The sequence below is a fragment of the Oceanobacillus luteolus genome (assembly GCF_023715655.1).
Taxonomy (GTDB): Bacteria; Bacillota; Bacilli; order Bacillales; family Amphibacillaceae; genus Oceanobacillus; species Oceanobacillus luteolus.
The window spans coordinates 12,142-31,284 of sequence record NZ_JAMBON010000009.1; the positions used below are offsets into that span (position 1 = coordinate 12,142).

15 protein-coding genes and 1 riboswitch are annotated in these 19,143 nt (G+C 39.8%); of the genes, 5 read left to right on the forward strand and 10 right to left on the reverse strand.

The features are described from left to right. Nucleotides 1-2: 2 nt before the first annotated feature. Nucleotides 3-794, forward strand: coding sequence for an ABC transporter ATP-binding protein (locus M3210_RS07830; RefSeq protein ID WP_251512993.1), 792 nt, complete (start codon nt 3-5; stop codon nt 792-794). Continuing rightward, nucleotides 791-1,597 (forward strand): ABC transporter permease, encoded by an 807-nt coding sequence (locus M3210_RS07835; protein ID WP_251512994.1) that lies wholly within the window; start codon nt 791-793, stop codon nt 1,595-1,597. The genes M3210_RS07830 and M3210_RS07835 overlap by 4 nt, the downstream gene beginning before the upstream one ends. Nucleotides 1,598-1,625: 28 nt before the next feature. On the opposite strand, the gene ytkD is transcribed toward M3210_RS07835, so the two are convergent. The 7 genes from ytkD to M3210_RS07870 all read right to left on the reverse strand — a co-directional run bounded on the left by ytkD (nt 1,626) and on the right by M3210_RS07870 (nt 9,300). Continuing rightward, on the reverse strand, nt 1,626-2,102 hold the full coding sequence (gene ytkD / locus M3210_RS07840; RefSeq protein ID WP_251512997.1) for an RNA deprotection pyrophosphohydrolase: 477 nt from the start codon (nt 2,100-2,102) through the stop codon (nt 1,626-1,628). 239 nt (nt 2,103-2,341) lie between these two features. Next, nucleotides 2,342-2,671: a hydrolase gene (locus M3210_RS07845; protein ID WP_251512999.1), complete on the reverse strand. Its 330-nt coding sequence runs from the start codon at nt 2,669-2,671 to the stop codon at nt 2,342-2,344. Nucleotides 2,672-2,887: 216 nt separating this feature from the next. After that, nucleotides 2,888-4,321: an o-succinylbenzoate--CoA ligase gene (locus tag M3210_RS07850; protein ID WP_251513001.1), complete on the reverse strand. Its 1,434-nt coding sequence runs from the start codon at nt 4,319-4,321 to the stop codon at nt 2,888-2,890. 162 nt (nt 4,322-4,483) lie between these two features. After that, a complete protein-coding gene (menB, locus tag M3210_RS07855; protein WP_251513004.1) occupies nt 4,484-5,302 on the reverse strand; it encodes a 1,4-dihydroxy-2-naphthoyl-CoA synthase in 819 nt (272 codons plus the stop codon). A 47-nt stretch (nt 5,303-5,349) separates the two neighbouring features. After that, nucleotides 5,350-6,156 carry a 2-succinyl-6-hydroxy-2,4-cyclohexadiene-1-carboxylate synthase gene (menH, locus tag M3210_RS07860; RefSeq protein WP_251513006.1) on the reverse strand — a complete coding sequence of 269 codons (807 nt, stop codon included), beginning with the start codon at nt 6,154-6,156 and terminating at the stop codon, nt 5,350-5,352. Between the two features lie 4 nt (nt 6,157-6,160). Continuing rightward, nucleotides 6,161-7,906, reverse strand: coding sequence for a 2-succinyl-5-enolpyruvyl-6-hydroxy-3-cyclohexene-1-carboxylic-acid synthase (menD, locus tag M3210_RS07865; RefSeq protein WP_251513008.1), 1,746 nt, complete (start codon nt 7,904-7,906; stop codon nt 6,161-6,163). A 5-nt stretch (nt 7,907-7,911) separates the two neighbouring features. Continuing rightward, nucleotides 7,912-9,300 carry an isochorismate synthase gene (locus M3210_RS07870; RefSeq protein WP_251513011.1) on the reverse strand — a complete coding sequence of 463 codons (1,389 nt, stop codon included), beginning with the start codon at nt 9,298-9,300 and terminating at the stop codon, nt 7,912-7,914. Nucleotides 9,301-9,703: 403 nt separating this feature from the next. Between M3210_RS07870 and M3210_RS07875 the strand changes: the two genes are divergently transcribed. Beyond that, nucleotides 9,704-10,639: a 1,4-dihydroxy-2-naphthoate polyprenyltransferase gene (locus M3210_RS07875; RefSeq protein ID WP_251513013.1), complete on the forward strand. Its 936-nt coding sequence runs from the start codon at nt 9,704-9,706 to the stop codon at nt 10,637-10,639. An 81-nt stretch (nt 10,640-10,720) separates the two neighbouring features. Next, on the forward strand, nt 10,721-11,077 hold the full coding sequence (locus tag M3210_RS07880) for a TraR/DksA C4-type zinc finger protein (protein WP_251513014.1): 357 nt from the start codon (nt 10,721-10,723) through the stop codon (nt 11,075-11,077). A gap of 53 nt (nt 11,078-11,130) precedes the next feature. Here the strand turns inward: M3210_RS07880 and M3210_RS07885 are convergent, their stop codons facing one another. The 3 genes from M3210_RS07885 to M3210_RS07895 form a co-directional block, all read right to left on the reverse strand. Next, entirely contained in the window at nt 11,131-11,721 is a 591-nt protein-coding gene (locus M3210_RS07885) for an ECF transporter S component (protein ID WP_251513016.1), read from the reverse strand. 177 nt (nt 11,722-11,898) lie between these two features. After that, nucleotides 11,899-12,040: riboswitch (FMN riboswitch) on the reverse strand. A 514-nt stretch (nt 12,041-12,554) separates the two neighbouring features. Next, nucleotides 12,555-16,832 carry a S8 family peptidase gene (locus M3210_RS07890; RefSeq protein ID WP_285853630.1) on the reverse strand — a complete coding sequence of 1,426 codons (4,278 nt, stop codon included), beginning with the start codon at nt 16,830-16,832 and terminating at the stop codon, nt 12,555-12,557. Nucleotides 16,833-17,343: 511 nt separating this feature from the next. Next, nucleotides 17,344-18,399 (reverse strand): M20/M25/M40 family metallo-hydrolase, encoded by a 1,056-nt coding sequence (locus M3210_RS07895; RefSeq protein WP_251513018.1) that lies wholly within the window; start codon nt 18,397-18,399, stop codon nt 17,344-17,346. Nucleotides 18,400-18,519: 120 nt separating this feature from the next. Between M3210_RS07895 and M3210_RS07900 the strand changes: the two genes are divergently transcribed. Further along, nucleotides 18,520-19,074 (forward strand): thioredoxin family protein, encoded by a 555-nt coding sequence (locus tag M3210_RS07900; RefSeq protein WP_251513020.1) that lies wholly within the window; start codon nt 18,520-18,522, stop codon nt 19,072-19,074. The last annotated feature ends 69 nt before the right edge of the window (nt 19,075-19,143 follow it).

Consider the following 19,143-nt stretch of genomic DNA (forward strand, 5'->3'; position numbering starts at 1 on the left):
AAATGCCAATTTTGGAGCTTCGAGAGGTCAGCCATTACTATTTCACTAAAAAAGGCTATACTAAAGCGCTTGAAAACATCAGTTTTTCCATGGAGGCGGGTCAATTTATTTCTCTTCTTGGACCAAGCGGCTGTGGAAAGTCAACGATCCTCTCCATTGTTGGACGATTGCTTGAGAACACATCAGGCAAAGTCCTTATCCATAATGAACCAATAGATAAGAATGAAGCTGAAATAGGATATATGCTGCAACAAGATTACCTATTTCCTTGGAAAACAGTTCTCGATAACGTTATGTTAGGACCAAAAATCCAAAAAAGGCAAAACAAAGAATTAGAGGACCGGGCAAAAAAACTGTTGCAGGAAGTTGGTTTAGGTAATGTATTATCCCAATATCCGAAAGAGTTATCAGGTGGAATGCGCCAGCGCGCTGCACTCGTAAGGACTTTAATGAACAACCCAGAAATATTCCTTCTCGATGAGCCCTTCTCCGCTTTAGACTTTCAAACAAAATTGAAACTTGAAGACCTGGTTGCGACTATTCTTAAAAACTACCATAAAACAACAATCCTTGTGACTCATGATATTGGTGAAGCGATTGCTATGAGTGATTCCATCATCATTATGCATGCAAACCCCGGAAGAATTGCACATGTGTATGATGTACCAGAGGTATTACGAAATGAAACTCCGATGATTGCAAGAAAACATGAAGCATTTCAACCATTATTCGATAAAATTTGGCAAGACCTTGAAGAAACAGAATCAAAGGAAAAAATAGGTGACTCGACATGAAATTAACGAAGGATGAAAAGCTCTTTCAACAATATCAAAGAGGCTTACTAAAAGAAAAGAGAATTGTCTTTACTTGGCAGTTGAGCATTGCTGTTATTTTCTTTTTAAGTTGGGAAATTACTAGCCGGTTTTACATCATCGATCCATTACTGTTCAGCTCACCGACGAAAATTTTTGAATTGATTATAACGAGAATTTCTAATGGCACGATGTTCTCCCACATTTCTATTACTTTATTTGAAACGTTACTAGGATTCCTTATTGGAACAATCGGTGGAGTTTTAATCGCAACCTCATTATGGTATTCTGACCGATTCGCCAACATTATGGATCCTTATCTCGTTATTTTCAATGCCATGCCTAAGGTCGCTTTGGGTCCCATACTCATTGTTGCTTTAGGGCCAGGATATATGTCCATTATTGCGATGGGATTCATCATTTCGGTCATCGTTACGACCTTGGTTGTCTATCGGGCATTCCTTGAAGTTGACCAAAATTATACGATGGTACTTCGAAGCTTCGGAGCAACGAAATCACAAATTTTTAAAGAAGCCATTTTTCCAGCAGCATTACCTGTAATGATTTCTACTTTAAAAGTAAATGTCGGTTTATCTTGGGTAGGGGTCATTGTTGGAGAATACCTTGTATCTAAACAAGGACTTGGCTATTTAATCATTTATGGTTTCCAAGTATTCGACTTTACTTTAGTCATGTCAAGTCTGGTAATTATCGCAATTCTAGCTGCCTTAATGTATAAAGGAGTGGAGAAGTTAGAACATTGGCTAATCAGACATACGAAATAAAAGAAATCGTCTTTTGCAAGGCGATTTCTTAGCTTTTATTATGTTCTTTAATAATATAGTCAATAGCATAATCAATAACCTTATCTTTCATAATAAAGCTATACTTCGGATTATGGTTGACATTATTTGGTATATTGTCGATAATTACAGGGCCTTCCGTTTCGAAATAAGTATCCCGATCATTTAATTCTTCAATTTCTGCATAATAAATGTTTTTGATGACATAATCCTTTCTGCCATCTACATAATATTGTCCGATGTATTGTAGATGTGATGCTTTTCCACCTGTCTCTTCCATCACTTCACGAATACCAGCTTCCTCAGCAGTTTCACCTTCTTCCACTTTTCCGCCTGGAAATTCCAACCCCCGTTCCTTATGTCTCGTCAATAACCATTTACCCTGATAGCGACAAATAATCAGTACATGCTTAGGCTGTTCAGAAAAAGGATGATCCTTAAAAGACAGATGCACTTCATTATTGTAATAATCTCTAAATTTTATCAAAAAACACACGACCTTTGATGATTATTATTCCTCTTCTTTTGTCATTATATCGTTAAAAGTTGGAAATTGCTCTTTCTTTGTTTCATCCGTTTTACTTTTTTAGTACTATCCTCAACAGATCACGTTCAAAAACACGTCTTAGAGTAAGGATTTAGATAGACGCGGATGGCAATGAAATCAATTATTTAATATACTCTTACGGATTACATAAAAAAAAGAGGGAGACCCTCCCCGCTGCTTTAAACGAGATGGTCTCCAGGTTTATCAATAATGTCAAGCGATTGGATATGTTCTTTTGCTTGCTCATCACCCAGCTTATAAAGCAAGGAGTACAATTCTTTAAGATTTTTGTCATACTTGGCATTTTCTGGTGTATCCATTTCAGGATAATACGGGATATGGGCCCTCAAATAACTTCCTCGACTGGCTCCGTCCATGTTTTCCAACTTTTCTCTAACTTGATTCAAGTCTCCTTCATCTGCATAAAATGCAAAATTCGCATTCGTGTCAGCTGTATTCTCATCAACAATACTACCGTTTGCTATATTCAAATAATACTTCTTTTTCATATGGTCGTCCTCCTTTATTATTAGTTTGCCTGGATTATATAAAACCATGTAAATAACATGGTATTCATAAAGATTTTATTTAAAATTACTTTATATCGATCGAAAACTATTATAAACACTGTTATCATATCCTTTTCCTTAATAAGGAAATTTGAAACATCCCACGGCTTCGGAACCGAAAAGAAAGCCGGGCATTCATGCCACGGCTCGGTTTGATTATAGTTCCTTTAGTTTATTTCTTAATAATTTATTTGAAGCATTCCTCGGTAGCTCTTCAACAAAAAACACTTTCTTAGGCAACTTATATTTAGCCAATTGTGTGGCTAGAAAGGCGAATATTTCTTCCTTTGTAATCTCGGAATGTAAAACAACATAAGCAACAGGGACATACCCCCATTTGTCGTCTTCCATTCGTGTTACCCCTGCTTCTTTAATTTCAGTCATTTTCATAAGAGCGTTTTCTATTTCAGAAGGATATATATTTTCCCCACCAGAAATAATGAGGTCCGTTCTGCGATCTACCACATATAAGAAGCCCTGTTCATCAACACTCCCTAAATCACCTGTATAAAGCCATCCGTCTTTGAAACTCTTCTCGTTCGCTTCTTGATTTTTATAATAGCCTGGAGTCACCATCGGCCCTTTTACCACTATCTCCCCCACGCCATCCGAACCGGGGTTATTGATTTTCAATTGTGCAGGCAAAAGCGGCTTCCCTGCTGAGCCTAATTTGTCCAAGGCATCTCCAGCTGATAAAGTGACAATTTGGGATGTTGTTTCTGTCATCCCATAACTTTGAAAGACTGGTATTCCTTTCTCCTTAGCTCTTTCTAAGAGTACTTTTGGAGCAGGGCCACCACCTAACAGGAAACATCTTAAACTGATTGGATAATTTTCCGTACCAAGTCTTTCAAGCAAACGTTGAACCATAACAGTCACAACGGATACGATGGTAATTTGCTTTTCCATGATTGCATGGTGGACCATACTTTCATCAAATTTCTTCATGAGAAAGATCGGCATTCCGTAAATCACACTCTTCATCAGTGTAGATAACCCACTAACATGAAAGAGCGGCAAAGAAATAAGCCATTTATCGTCCTTATTCAATCCAAGGTTCAACGCAGAAGAAATCGCACTCCACCAATGGTTTCCATAAGTGTGGACGACACCTTTTGGAAACCCTGTCGTTCCAGAAGTATACATTATAGTGAATGTATCATCGAAGTTGATATGGAACTGAAGTGAAACAGAACTTTCCTCCATTGTTTCTAATTGTTGAAACGTATAGCTTTCTTTCACCCTAAGGTTTCGGTTTCTTCTATCATTTGTAATAAGTATATTTACATCAGCATCATCTAATTGAAAATTAAGTTCTTCATCCGTGAGTTTGGTGTTTAATAAAACCCCGACAGCGCCCAGATAACTGATGGCATGAATGGTATACACCATCTCCAGGCAATTAGTTGATAAGATGCCTATATGTGTCCCTTTTTCCACTCCAATGGCAGCTAATTTTCTAGCATAAGATAAACTATTTATCTCCAAATCATGAAAGCTGACATGAGTACCATCCGTAAGCTCGATTGCGGGATAATTAGGCAATATATTTGCTTGTTTCGTTAGCCAGTGTGGGATGCTTTCTGACATGTACCTGATCCTTTCAATAATCTTATTTTAATCATTCATATAGAAAAACCTCTGCTTTGCAGCAAAGGTTTTCTGTTTGCGAAAGTTTGAGATTCATTTATCGATTCATCACGAATCATAAAGCCGTGCCCTGTGTAAGGGACTCTTCCGCTTTTGAATTTCTTAAGGAAAACGCGGGAACTTTTTGAAGTTCGGTTTTCTTTTTTCTTTAAAGGCGTCGCGTCCTTCTTTAGCTTCGTCTGTTGTATAGTAAAGAAGTGTAGCGTCTCCCCCTAATTGCTGAAGTCCTGCTAATCCGTCGGTATCAGCATTAAATGACGCTTTTAAGAAACGAAGTGCTGTAGGGGATTTTTCCAAAATTTCTTCACACCATTGAATCGTCTCTTCTTCTAATTTTTCATATGGAACTACTGTATTGACAAGCCCCATTTGGAAAGCTTCTTCTGCATTGTATTGACGGCAGAGGAACCAGATTTCACGGGCACGTTTATGTCCGATATGGCGTGCTAAGTATCCTGCACCATAACCCGCATCAAAGCTCCCTACTTTTGGACCTGTTTGTCCAAAAATCGCATTGTCTGCAGCAATGGTCAAATCACATACAACATGAAGCACATGACCACCACCGATAGCATATCCCGCTACCATTGCAATAACTGGTTTTGGAATGGTACGGATTAGACGTTGAAGATCAAGTACATTCAAACGAGGAATGCTGTCTCCACCAACGTAACCACCATGACCTCGTACAGACTGATCACCACCAGAGCAAAATGCCTTTTCACCTTTACCCGTTAATACGATAACACCTATTTCTGAATCATCACGTGCATCAGAAAAAGCGTCAATCATTTCATTTACTGTAAGCGGTGTAAATGCATTGCGTTTTTCTGGTCGGTTGATGGTTACTTTAGCGATACCATTATATTTTTCATAAATGATTTCTTCATATTTTTTTACTTCAACCCATTCTACTGTCAAACCGAGTTCCTCCCTTTTCTACTCTAACCTCATTAATTTTTATTTTCTCATGGCCTATAAGAATTTGCAAATGCTAGTACAGATTCCAAAAAACTAGCTGGTTTTTCAATATGTAGTGCATGCCCTGCAGAAGAAAAAATCTCCAACTCAGCCATCGGCAAGTTTTGCTTCATCCTTTGATTAATTTCTATAAATTTGCTGTCCAGCTCTCCAACCAATAGCAGGACAGGTATCTTCACCTCTATTAAAGCATCCCAATTGGAAGCTTGGCTGCCGGTACCCATCCCACGTAAGGAATTCGCAAGACCAATGGCTGTTTGCTCGATCCGTTCTTTCCGAATTGCTAACTGATTTTCTTTCGATAACTGTTTCTGCGTTTGGAATAACGGGATATTCTCCCAATAATCAATAAAAGCCGTTACGCCTTCTTCCTCAATACGTAAAGCGAGCTGTTCGTCTTTATTTTTTCTCTCATCCCTTGCAGCTGCATCAGAGAGACCTGGAGAGGCACTTTCTAAAACGAGGCCTGCCACATTCTCCGGATACTTAATCGTATAACTTAAAGCGGTTCTTCCACCCATCGAATACCCTACCAGGATAAATTGTTCAAGTTGTAGACTCTTAAATAATTGTTGTAAATCAGATATACACGCATCCATCGACTTAATCTGTTCACCTGATGTCCGTCCATGGCCTGGTAAATCTACGGTTACAAGCTTAAACCCACTTGGACAGGCACGGACGAATCGTTGCCAAGTGGAACTGCTTCCAGTAAAGCCATGAAGTAGCACTATAGGTATCCCTTCACCATGAACCTCATACCAGTACTCCATATCACCAACGGAAAAATACAAATCATCAACCCTCATTCGTTAAAATTTCATCAGCAATCGCCTGCCACTTGGACCGATGCCATTTCACATTTTCTTCACGGTCCGTCATCACTTCAACGATCGATAACCCTCTCATTTGATAACTTTCTTCTAGATCCCTCTTTAAATCTTCTTCTGTTTCGGGATTAAAGTAATTAGCACCATACATTTCTGCGGCTTTAGAGAATTCTAAATTCAATGGCGTACCAAATAATGCTTCAAAGTGTTTTGGATTTTCTGCTTGGGAAAGGAATGAAAATATTCCGCCTCCATTATTATTAATCAGTAAGATGGTAAGATTAATTCCATAATGTTTCACTGCATGCAAACCATTCATATCATGGAAAAAAGATAAGTCACCAAGTACAAGCGTCACCCTCTCAGCTGCAGCTCCCGCACCGGCCCCACTAGAGACCATGCCATCAATTCCATTCGCTCCCCGGTTGGCAAGTATAGAAATATTCTTCTCGTCATTTAGGAAAAAAGTATCCACATCTCTTACCGCCATACTGTTTCCAACATATAATGTACTATTTTCTGGAATAACTTTTTGCAATCCTCGAATAGCTTCTCCTTCGGTAATCCGTTCCTCAACTCCGGTCAACAGATGGTTTTTCGCTGTTTCATTCATTGCTTGCCATTCCTGCAACCATTCATATGAGAAATTGGGTTTATCCAACTCCAATAATCCCTCACAAAAATGTACAGGATCAGCAAATATAAAGTCTGTCACATTACCTGTTGGTTCGCGGTAGCCAGAATGATTTTCCACTATAAACTGTGGTACGTTTTTATTTTCTTTAATGAAGAAAAGATATGATTTCGAAACAGGCATCGCACCAAACCGAATAATAAAATCAGGCTTAAACCGTTCACGAATAGCTTCATTTTTTAGGAGTGCATCATAAGTCTCGATTACATTCCCCTTAGAATGCCTTCCTGTCCGCAATTGGGATAATGGATCAGCCAAAATTGGCAATCGCCACTGTTCTGCAAGCTCAGCAACTTTTTCAGGGAAGATTTCATCATCACCTTGTGGCCCACAAACGATTAATCCTTTTTGTTTCCCTTTCAAACGATTGATGAAAGCCTCCAGCTGGTCAAGGGTCAACTGTTTTTTTCCATCAAGCGGATATCTATATGAGTTCTCGCTATATGCCTTGTGTTCCCATATCCCTTCTAGAGAAAAATCTAGAGTCAAGGGTTCACGAAATGGGAAGTTAAGATGAACTGGACCTGGATTTCCTTCTTGGGCTATATAAACAGAGCGACTTGCCTTTTGGCGGACATAACTAAGCATTTCCACAGACGCCTCAGGTATGGCCATTTCCTGAAACCATTTCACATAATTACCGAATAAATGCAACTGATCAATCGCTTGTGGTGCGCCAACATCCCTTAATTCATGGGGACGATCAGCTGTTAACAAGATTAATGGCACCCTACTATAATGAGCCTCAACAACTGCAGGAAAATAATTAGCCACCGCAGTTCCCGAGGTGCAGACTAAAGCAACCGCTGACTTCGTTTGTTTCGCTAAACCAAGTGCAAAAAAAGCAGCCGAGCGCTCATCAATGATGACCCACTCTCTAATTCCCTCATGTTCGGAAAAAGCCAAAGCAAGCGGTGTCGAGCGTGATCCAGGAGAAATAATAACGTGTTCAACTCCATTATTAATTAATTCATCGACAAAGTTAGCGGTGTATCTAGTTAAAATTTCTGTATGATCCATTCACGTTATCCTCCTAATACGTTTAACATTGGCAGCATCTTAATCCTAGTTTCTTCAAATTCCATTTCAGGGTCAGAATCCGCCAGGACACCGCAACCAGCAAATAATGAGGCTGAATCACCTTGGATCAAGCCTGACCGTATAGCAACTGCAAACTCCCCATTATCATTACTATCCACCCAGCCGATCGGTGCACCATACCAGCCGCGGTCTAACAGTTCATGTTCTCTAATAAATGCAAGCGACTCTTCTGTCGGAGTACCTCCTAATGCTGGAGTCGGGTGTAGATTTTTCACCACGTCAAAAATAGAGAATCCTTTACTTAAGACTCCGGTAACTGGTGTGTATAAATGCTGTAAATTCTTTAAAGGATGCAGAACTGGTTCTTTTGGCATTTCAACATCTGTACATGTCTTCAGTAACGCATCTTTAATCATTTTTACTACAAATTCATGTTCTTCTCGATTCTTCTTATCATGAAGTAACTCATACCCGATTTGCTTATCCTCTTCTTCCGTCTTTCCTCTAGGGGCTGTTCCGGCAAGACAAGTGGACAATAAATTGTTTTTCTCCAGCTTAACTAGCCTTTCCGGCGTTGCACCAATAAAGCAATCCCCTCCACTTTCAAATGCAAATATATAACTGTTCGATTGGGTATCATTTAGTTTTTTCAGTACTTGTGGAATATTCACCTCTTGATTAAAGCGAAGGCGCAACTCTCGAGCAAGTACAATTTTCTCCACTTTTTTCTTTTTCATTACTTCTGTAGCATCATCTACAGTTTGCTTCCACTTTATAGGTTCGATTTCTTCCTTTTGGATAATTTCAATATGTTCAGGAGTGAAGCTTTCAGAAAAAAAGAACGCCTTTTCCTGTTCATAAATTTTATCAGCAATATCAGCTGGGCAGTCCTCTTTATGAATAAATATATTTATCGTGAAAAAGTAATCAGACATAAATTCTGTCACCATCATTTCAGGTATATAGAATTGGCTTGTCTTAAACTTTTTCCATAGCTCTGTTTTTGGTTTCAATGGATCGAATTCCATTCCACCAAAAGCAACAACTCCAGTTGCAGGAATGGATGAATATTCATTTTCAATCCACGCTTCATTTAAAATTTGTTTCCATACTGTTTCCGTCTGGTGGTATCGGTCTTTTTCAGCCTCTATCGTTATCGTTGCACCAACACCAGTTATAGTGAGTGTGCGTTCGGCATTCATCCAATAGAAGCGATCTTTGCCAAAGCGCTTAGCCCCCTCAAAAACCTGAAGAGGGGTTTTCTTATTAATTCTCTTCGTTATACTGAAAAGCTTTACTGACTCATCGGAACGGATGGATTTGATTGCCGCATCAATTTGTCCTTCAAGCTTTTTCATTTTTATATCAATCATAATTAGACCTCCGATAATTACCACGTTCATAGGCTAAAATGCTCTTCTTATTTAAGTAAGCAGTTGGGCTCGAGCCACAGTGTACTTTAGCCGGCGTGGCTATTTTAGTATGTGACAGTTAGTCACAACACTAAAATCTCTTTCCTTCACTAGTAAAAAACATCCATTTCCATTTTATGCTCTTTTCTTCACTTTCTCAAGGAAAGGCCCGTTTTTTGACAAATTATAACGAACATGTTTAACAATTAATGTGGGAAAAATATAATGAAACATTATTTGTGATGGAATTGTATGCCCAAAGAACCGTTTGCAGACATTGCAAGAATCCACTGAATCAAAACAAATTGACATAATGTGCATATTTTCCTAAAATTAATTGGATAGAGTCTTAGGGGGAAGTCTAATGCAAACTGCTAAAAAAAATGAAATCAGAGAAGCACTGAATGAAAAATCAGGCTTTGATGTTTGGTGGCGTTTAATGCGACCGCATACACTCACTGCATCTTTTATACCCGTTTTTGTCGGAACGATGCTTGCCTATCATGATGGAATTATCAATTGGCTGCTATTTACCGCAATGCTGGTTGCTTCTGTTTTAATTCAAGCTGCAACTAATATGTTCAATGAGTATTATGATTACGTACTTGGTCTCGACACCGAGGAATCTGTAGGTATCGGAGGAACGATTGTCCGAGATGGGGTGAACCCAAAAACAATCCGGAATTTAGCCTTTGCTTTTTATGGAATAGCCGTTATTCTCGGTGTTTATATTTGTCTTGCATCAAGCTGGTGGATTGCTGTTATTGGTTTAGTATGTATGCTAATCGGTTACTTATATACTGGAGGGCCAATACCAATTTCTTACACTCCATTCGGCGAATTGTTTTCCGGTGTTCTAATGGGTAGTGTCATTATCGGCATTACGTACTATATTCAGACTCTTACACTCACGGCTGAAGTTATTTGGATATCAATTCCTATCACTATTTTAATCGGAAGCCTGAACTTATCCAATAATATCCGTGATCGTGATGGCGATAAAATCGGCGGAAGAAAAACAATAGCAGTATTAATCGGAAGAGAAAAAGCAATAACATTACTTGCTGTTTTATTCTTTGTTGCTTATGGATGGACACTTGGCCTAATAATTTTTAACCTCTTGCCGATTTGGTCATTGCTCACATTTCTTAGTGCACCGAAAGCTATTTTCGTCATAAAGAACTTCCGTGGGAAAACAGAACCGTTAGAGATGATGCCAGCGATGGCAGCAACCGGAAAGACGAATACAATTTATGGACTATTACTTGGAATTTCTTTAGTACTTGCTGTATTCTTCTAAACCTTTTTATAAACATGTGCTGCGCTACATTTCTCTTTCCTCTCTCATGGATTGTAAGATGACCTAAAAGGAGCGATTTGGATGCAGACATATTTATCTGATGAAAAACTGGAATATTTTAAAGAAAAACTACTGCAATTAAAAACCGAAACAGAACAACTTTTAAATACAAGTAAAAATGAATCGCCAAATGAAGCAACTCAAGAACTTGCAGATTACGGTAACCATCCGGCAGATATCGGGACGGAGCAATTTGAACAAGAACGTGATGCCGGTTTGGATATGGTTCATCGTGAAAAACTAATGGAAATAGAAGATGCATTGGAACGAATTGAAAAGAAGACCTATGGCATCAGTGAAAAATCACAAAAACCAATACCAGAAGAAAGACTGGAAGCAATGCCAACTGCTCGATTTCTTGTCGATGAAGAACAATAATTAAAAAACACAAAACAGGGAGCATCTCATACTTAGGATGCTCCCTGTTATTTTTATGCAAGAGTCGATTGCTTTTGCTCTATCCATGCACGCATTTTTATAAATACTGGTACGAATAACAGTCCAACAATAATCCCTTTCAAAATATTAAATGGAAGTATCCCAGCTAGGACTGCGCCCCATTTCACGGATTGGGTCATATCTTCCCATCCCATAAACCAAGCATAAGCCGGTAGGATGACAAAATAATTTAAAACGGACATTCCAATTGCCATCACAATCGTTCCTGTTACCAAACCGGAAACAATCGATTTCACACCTTTATGGTATTTGTGGTAAATGACGGATACTGGAACAACAAACATGACCCCTGCCAAGAAATTCGCTGCTACACCAATAGGATCTCCCGCTCCAGAAACTGCTAAATAGAGCAAATTCTTAATCAGGACGACAGCAGCTCCAGCAAGTGGCGAGAATATAAGTGATGCCATTAACGCAGGAACATCACTGAAATCAATTTTTAAATACGGTGGCAGGAACGGCAATGGAAAGTTCAAGAAAAATAGAATGAGTGAAATCGTTCCTAGTAGTGCTAATATAATTAATCTTAGTAAGTTTGAAGATTGCTTATTCGTTTTTTGCATCTTCTTCTCCTCCTTCATCTTTTGCTAATCGATTCTAACTCGTGATGAAGGATTGCCTTGCCTCGTGCATCCTTTGACTTTAGAGAAAAAGTAAAAAATCCTATAGCCTAGTGGGGCTATAGGATTTGAGTATGCAAAGGTAAATAAAGGTACACAAAAATCGCACCTAAATTGGCTTGACATCTTCTCCCATCCAGACTTTAACTGTCGGTCCTGGAATCACACCAGGTCAACCATAACATTCCATTATGGTTCGCGGACTTAAGAGTATTCACCCTTTACCGCCGGTCGGGAATTGCACCCTGCCCCGAAGATTAGAATCGATTATTTAATTACTAAAGATAAGTATACTACATTTTCTATATTTTGCAAGGGAGCTACTATAAATTTTTTATGATATTTTCAGTATTTATTGTATTTTTTAAAAGGTTATAATAAAGATGGTATTATGATGTGGTTCCAAGTCATTCAATTGCTTTTCATTTCGAGAGGTCTATTCATAACTGGAATACATGTTTATTAAAAACTTATGGAGTGGACGGATATAACCGAATGCTTATTTATAGACAAAATTGCAGGTTGGTTTTTCGGCATTCTCATTACCGCTGGATTCTTTTACACGAAAGTGCCAATCGGTAAACATTTCGCATCACAGCAGTTAAAGAAAAGACAGGATCAATGGAGGATTATAATACAAGCGAGACCCTCAAATAAACATAGCTCATATAATATTATTCAAAAGCCTTCATAATACACAAATAGTGATGTCATTTTTCTATATTGATAAAAAGAAAAAGATGCGGCTCAGTTTGCCGCATCTTTATTTTTTTGTTTTATTCCACATTAATGAACAGTTTGCCCTCCGCCTGTTCTCTAGCTTCGTTACCGTAATCATCAACCACTTTCACTTCGATGACCGCTCCTTCAGCAACAACACTGCTTGTTGCTGTCCAGTAACCAACATAATGACCTTCAGATGTTTCCATCATCGGTAATTCTGTCGGATTGGACTGTACATTCGTCAATGGCATGTGGATAACGAATGTTGCATCAAGTCCTGGTTCACTGTCGAATTCAAACTTTACAGTTTGTCCAGCATTTAAGGTAACATCTTCTTCAGGCGTTAAATTCTCAATCTCAGGTGCTGTAAAATCAACATCGATGCTAACTGAGTCAGCTGTTGTATTACCAGCCAGGTCAGCGGCAACTACTTCGATCTCATTTGTTCCTTCGTCTAGAAGAATGCGCAGTGAATAGTTGCCATCATCTACACGTGCACGCTCTCCATTTACTTCTACATAATCCAGATTAGCATCTGCTACCGTACCTTCTACCGTCACCGTTTCATTTTTTGATTTCATTCCATCTTCTGGACTATCAATCGTAAGTTCTGGTGCTTCCGTATCTGATACGATTGTTACCGATTCAGATTCCATAATTTCTCTTCCATCAAGTAATGTGACTGCAACTAATTCATTATCACCTTCAGAAAGATCAACCGGAATGTTAAAAGTACCTTCATTGCCGACTTCTACAGTATCCACTTCTTCCCCGTTATTCAACAGTTTGACGGAAGTAGTCGGCGACGCTGTACCCTCAACGTTTAATTGAGTCTCATTCGTAATGAATCCCTCTTCAGGAGAAGTGATGACCGGCCCCTCCACTTCATAACTTACACGGGCACGAATCATGTAATTACCTTCGCTGGCAGGCGATGCTGACCAAGCACCTCCTACATATTGGAAGCTTCTTTCTGCATATGGTCCATTCTCATCTGTAGCTAATCCTGGTGTATTTGGATTAGGATCTGTTTGAATGTACACCATGTAGAAGTCACCGTCTACTTGAATTGCATGTTCACTCAAATCAACAACCGTCCATTCATCCAAGCTACGTGTTGCTTCTGCTTCAAACGGACCGGCAATACGCTCTCCAGGCGCCCCATTCGGACCAGTAGCATCCCAAACTTCTACAGCGAAATCAACGCCGCCTGGGTTTGGCCAGTCAGTTCCATGGAATTGGAAGACTCCATCCGTCACAATTGCTGTGTCACGACCTTCTTCCAAGGACATTCGTACAGCCCAACCGTTACCCGCATCATAGAATGCTCGTACATTTTCTGGCGTTCCATCATCATAGCCAATTTCTCCACCCGGAACAGTGTAGAACGGCTCAAGTTCGATATCGATTGTTCCATCACTTGTGAAGTCCACTTCCACTTCTTTCGCATGGTAACCACGTGCAAGAACTTTTACGGTGTAAACTCCTTCATAAGCAGTGATGCTGAAACTACCTTCTTCATTCGTAGAAGCAGGTTGGACGTTTGCATCCTCAACAAGGAGTAATGTTGCATCCGTAATAGCTTCTCCGGTTACTTCATCCGTTACATTACCTGTTACAGTATATTGATCTTGTTCTTGTAGTGTAAAACTAGCCGTTACTGATTCGTCGGCTTCAATCGTAACTGACTGTTCCGCAGAATGAAAACCATAGGAATCAGCAACAATCGTAAATTCACCTGCTGCATGGAGAAGTGAGTACGTTCCGTCAGCTGGATTCGTCTTCACTGATCTTCCACTTTCCACAACGCTAACCGTAGCTCCGACAGGTAAACCTGCAGGTGCAACTGATTCTTCCTTCGCTGCATCCTTTTCTACTGAAGGAGCTGGTACGATTTTGTCTGGATCAACAGAGCCACTCTTCATTCCAATGCTATCAAAATCTGGAGTTAATCCTTTTTGAGAATTCAGCCCTAAACTTGGCGCTTTACTTGAACTGCTTCTTGAGGTTTCTGATAAACTTACATCATCAATATACCAACCATCACGGACAACACTACCGTCCGTAGTTAAGTTAAAGCCGATATATACACGCTCCCCGCTATAGTCGGACAGGTCGATTTCGGCATCTACCCAACCATTGGAGACATTTGTAAACCGATTCAGTTGCTCCCAATTTTCACCATCTGTTGAAATAAATACGTGACCGAAATCCCAGTTGTTTTCCAAGTTATACCACTGACTGTATTGTAAATATGCTTCTCCTTCTGGTAAGTCAATTGGCGGCATGACAAGTGTAGCGTTCTCATTACTATTATACGTACCGCTCAGATTCGTAGCATATACATTCTCACCCGAAACTGCTGAACCAGGACCAGAAGTTGGTTCTCCGTGTTCCCAACTGCTGTTTTCACCAAATACTGTCCAACCAACAGGGGACCCCTCAAAATCCTCGGAATATCCTACTGTAATTCCCGGTTCTGCCGTTACCGAATAACTATCGGTTGTTACGGTGTTATTTCCGAAGTCGTTAATATCAAAGTGATAATCAAACGTACCTTCTTGTATATCCTCACCCGGAACTGTTACAACATACTCACCACTTCGATGATCTCCGGATAACCGGTTTGCTTCTACCCGATTTTCACCATAAACCACTTCTACAGATGTGATGCTGATGTTATCCTCTACCGAGAGGACAAGTTCCAAATCCATTCCTGCATAGGTACCCTCTGGAGCTTCATGACTATAAGTCGGTGCTTCCGTATCTTCACCTTCTTTTGTAACTGCTCCTTCAAGGACTCCTAAACCTGATACAACTGAAGAGACTGCATCATAAGCATTTACTAATCCATACCCAAATCCATTGTTCGGTGATTCAGGGTAAGTTCCATTCGTTAATGGAGTCGCTGTATTCATCAAAATTTCTTCCATCTCATCTACAGTAAGATTCGCATTCGCTTGTTTAAGCAATGCGGCCACTCCTGATACTGCAGGCCCAGCCATAGACGTGCCATTCCATCCACCTTCATACCCGCTTCCAGGAACACTGGAGCGAATATTTACCCCAGGTGCTGAAATATCCGGTTTGATTTCATCATAAGGAGATGGTCCTTGTAATGAGAAGCTTGCTAAATTATCGTTAATATCCGTTGCACCTGTCGCAAACGACTCTGGATAATTCGCTGGTGTTGCAATCGACCCAGGTCCACCTGGATTGAATAATGTCGTGTTACCAGCAGAGAACTCTGGGAAGATTTCTGCTGTACGCCATGCAATTACTACGTCCCGATACCATTCATCAAGACCCGGACCGCCACCCCATGAGTTGTTGACAACATCGGGTGCTTTCGTTGCATCTCCACCTGGAGCAAGAATCCACTCTGCCGCAGCTAGTAAATCTCTATCGGTACCACCTGCTTCAGTGAACGCCTTAACTCCAATCCATTTTGCACCTGGAGCAACTCCAATTTGGTTAGAACCATCCGGCTCTGCTCCAACCATAGTTCCAGTCACGTGAGTTCCATGACCTTGATCATCATATGGTGTTTCATTACCAACTGTTGCATCAAACCAGCTGTACGTATGGTCCACCTCTCCAGTTGCTGCATCATATCCACGATACTTGTCCATTAATGCAGGGTGGTCCCATTGTACCCCAGTATCGATACTGGCTACTACTGTACCTGAACCGTCAATCCCCATTTCCCAAGCACCTGGAGCTCCAACCCGTTCAATATTCCACTCGACATTAGCAATCTCTGCTTGTGGAGTATCAGCTTCTTCAGTTACTGTAGTAAACAGCTCACGAGTTTCGTTAGGAAGTATCTTTTCAACTTCCGCGAAGGTAGCGATTTTCTCAGCCACTTCTTTCGTAGCAGTAACTGCCATCCCGTTTACTATATGATAAGATTGGTAATCTTTCACATTACCATTTTCAATTTCCTGTTCAATATATGATTTTACATTTTGTTGAGAGCTAAAGGAGATTTCCTTTAATTCAGCGATAACAGCTGACCGTTGCACATGTTCTGCTTGATTGAGTGATAGTTTTGCATTTTCTGCATTTGCTTTTGCCTCTTTCGCAACCTGCTGTACATCTGCCCGCTCATAGAACTTTACTAGAAAAGTAACTTCTTCATCGTCTTTGAAACTGGATAACAATCGGTCACTCACCTTTTGTTCTACTACTTTAGTAGAATCATTTAACGAGTGATTGATCTTCCCGTTACTTTGTGCAAACCCTGCACCAGGTAAACACAGTGATGCAACCATAACTACGGAAGCAGCAATGCTGAATGCTTTTCTTCTTGTCTTGTGCTTTAATTTCAAAGGTTTTCCTCCCCCTTTTTGATTATCTCCCAGAGAACTCAACAACCAGTAGTCATACTTCCCCCCCTCTCCAATCCTTGTCGATTTCTCTGAAAGTGACGACAGGTAGATTCATGTTGTTAAACATAGTATAGTAAAATCTTAGTCGAAAGATTGTCGAATTTTGTCGCAGTTGTACTGAATTTTCGAAATTGAGTGATTTGAATTATCTTTTCCTCTTTTCGTTCACAGGACTTTTGTTAAGGTATTAGTAACATAGCAGTCAACATAGATTCCTTAATAAGGAAATTCGTGTATATAGACCTATAAATAAATGACTACCTTAGAAAAACCATTTTAAAATTGATGATATATCCCTAAAAAACAAAGAAAAAAAGACCTTCATTTTCTAACATCAAGAAAACAAGGTCTTTTATCCTTTAAATATCTTATTCCAATTTCAACACGTCAAGCCTATATACCTACTGAGCTTTTCCAAACAGGTCTTTATCACCTCTTGATTTTCTCAGCATTAGTCAAGTGGATTTAGGCTTTCCTGTCCTGTTAAGCTTTCTATCATTTTTACAAGCAATACAATTTCCTCTTCAATATCTTGGAAACTGGCGGTTTCAACCGGCGAATGCATATAACGAAGTGGCAAGGAAACGAGTCCAACCGGAACCCCTTTACCTGTTAATCGCATCCGGTCAGCATCGGTACCTGTGTTCTTAGGAGTCAATTCATATTGTACTTTCATATCTAGTTCTTTTGCGGCTTTTTCCAGCATAGCATTGATTTTAATATTAATTGGCGCACCTTTTGCAAGAACAGGCCCACCTTCTAATTTTACATCCCCATGTTTATCTTTATTGACCCCCGGGTAATCCGTTGCAAACGTCACATCACAGGCAATCGCCATTGTCGGCTCAATCCCCGCAGCAGCGAAATAGGCTCCTCCCATATTCGTTTCCTCATTTACCGTACTCACCGCATACACGCCCACCTGAGGATTTTTCTCAGACAGACGCTTCAACACTTCTGCCACGATAAAAGAACCAGTTCGGTTATCAAGACCTCTACCTGCTATATAACGATCCTGGAGAATTTCCGGCTCTGTCTTGTATACACAAAGATCACCGATTTGTACTTGTTTTTCCGCCTCTTCTTTTGTTTTAAAACCACAATCGATGAATAAATCATGTAGTGTAAAGTCGTTCTTCAGCCCGCCATGGTGTTGCGCATTCACACCGATCACACCTGTCAACTTTCCGTTATATCCAAGGACTTCGACACGCATACCAACCGCAGCTTTGGGGTTGATCCCACCCATCTTATCGAAATGCAGAAAACCTCTATCGTCAATCCTATTGATTACGAGCGCAATCTCATCGCTATGACCAGCAAGCAACACTTTAAAAGGAGCATCTGGATTGAGTATCCCGATTACATTACCTGCGTTATCCGTTCTCACTTCATGGGCAAAACCCTTAACATAATCCATCCACTTCCGTTGTATATCCATCTCCATACTTGAGGGTGATGCTGTGTTTAATAGTTGTAGTAAAAATTCTTTATTAAACTTCGTCATATGTTACCTCCAAATAGTTGTAAATTTAACTTTAATAGTATCAGAAAAAGACAAATAAGTTTACTTAGGAGAAGATTATCGATAAAATTTAAGCGAATACAAGAGAAGGAGTGTGTAGAAATGGCATTAAATCAATGGTTTGAAAAAGCAATGTCCGCCGATGATTATATTGAAAAAATGGAAAAGAATAAAGAAGGACTCCTCCATATTTATGATACCTTCAATTTACCAGATCACACCGATTTATATGAAAACATTCGAGAAAAAAATCTTAGAGCAATCGTTTTAACGGAAGACTGGTGTGGCGATGCAATGCTAAACGTTCCCATCTTACTTCGAATCGCCGAAAAAGCAAACATCGATGTGCGCATGCTTCTCAGAGATGATAATTTGGAATTAATGGACCAATACTTGACGAATGGTAAATCCCGCTCCATTCCAATTTTCATTTTCATTAATGAGGAAGGTAATGAAGTCGCAAAATGGGGACCACGTGCAGCTAAAGTTCAAGAGTTTATTGATGAATCCAGAGCTGCCCTACCACCTAAGGACGCTCCTGATCATGAAGAAAAAGCAAATGAAATGTACAAATTTATTGGAAAATCATTCCGAGATAACCAAGACTTTTGGGATGAAGTATACAACAGTTTAATAAACAAATTAAAATCCATCTAACAAAGCGGCCTCTGCCGCTTTTTTGTTTTATAACTAACTCTTCCAATCTTCGGTCCAAGGTCCGCAGAA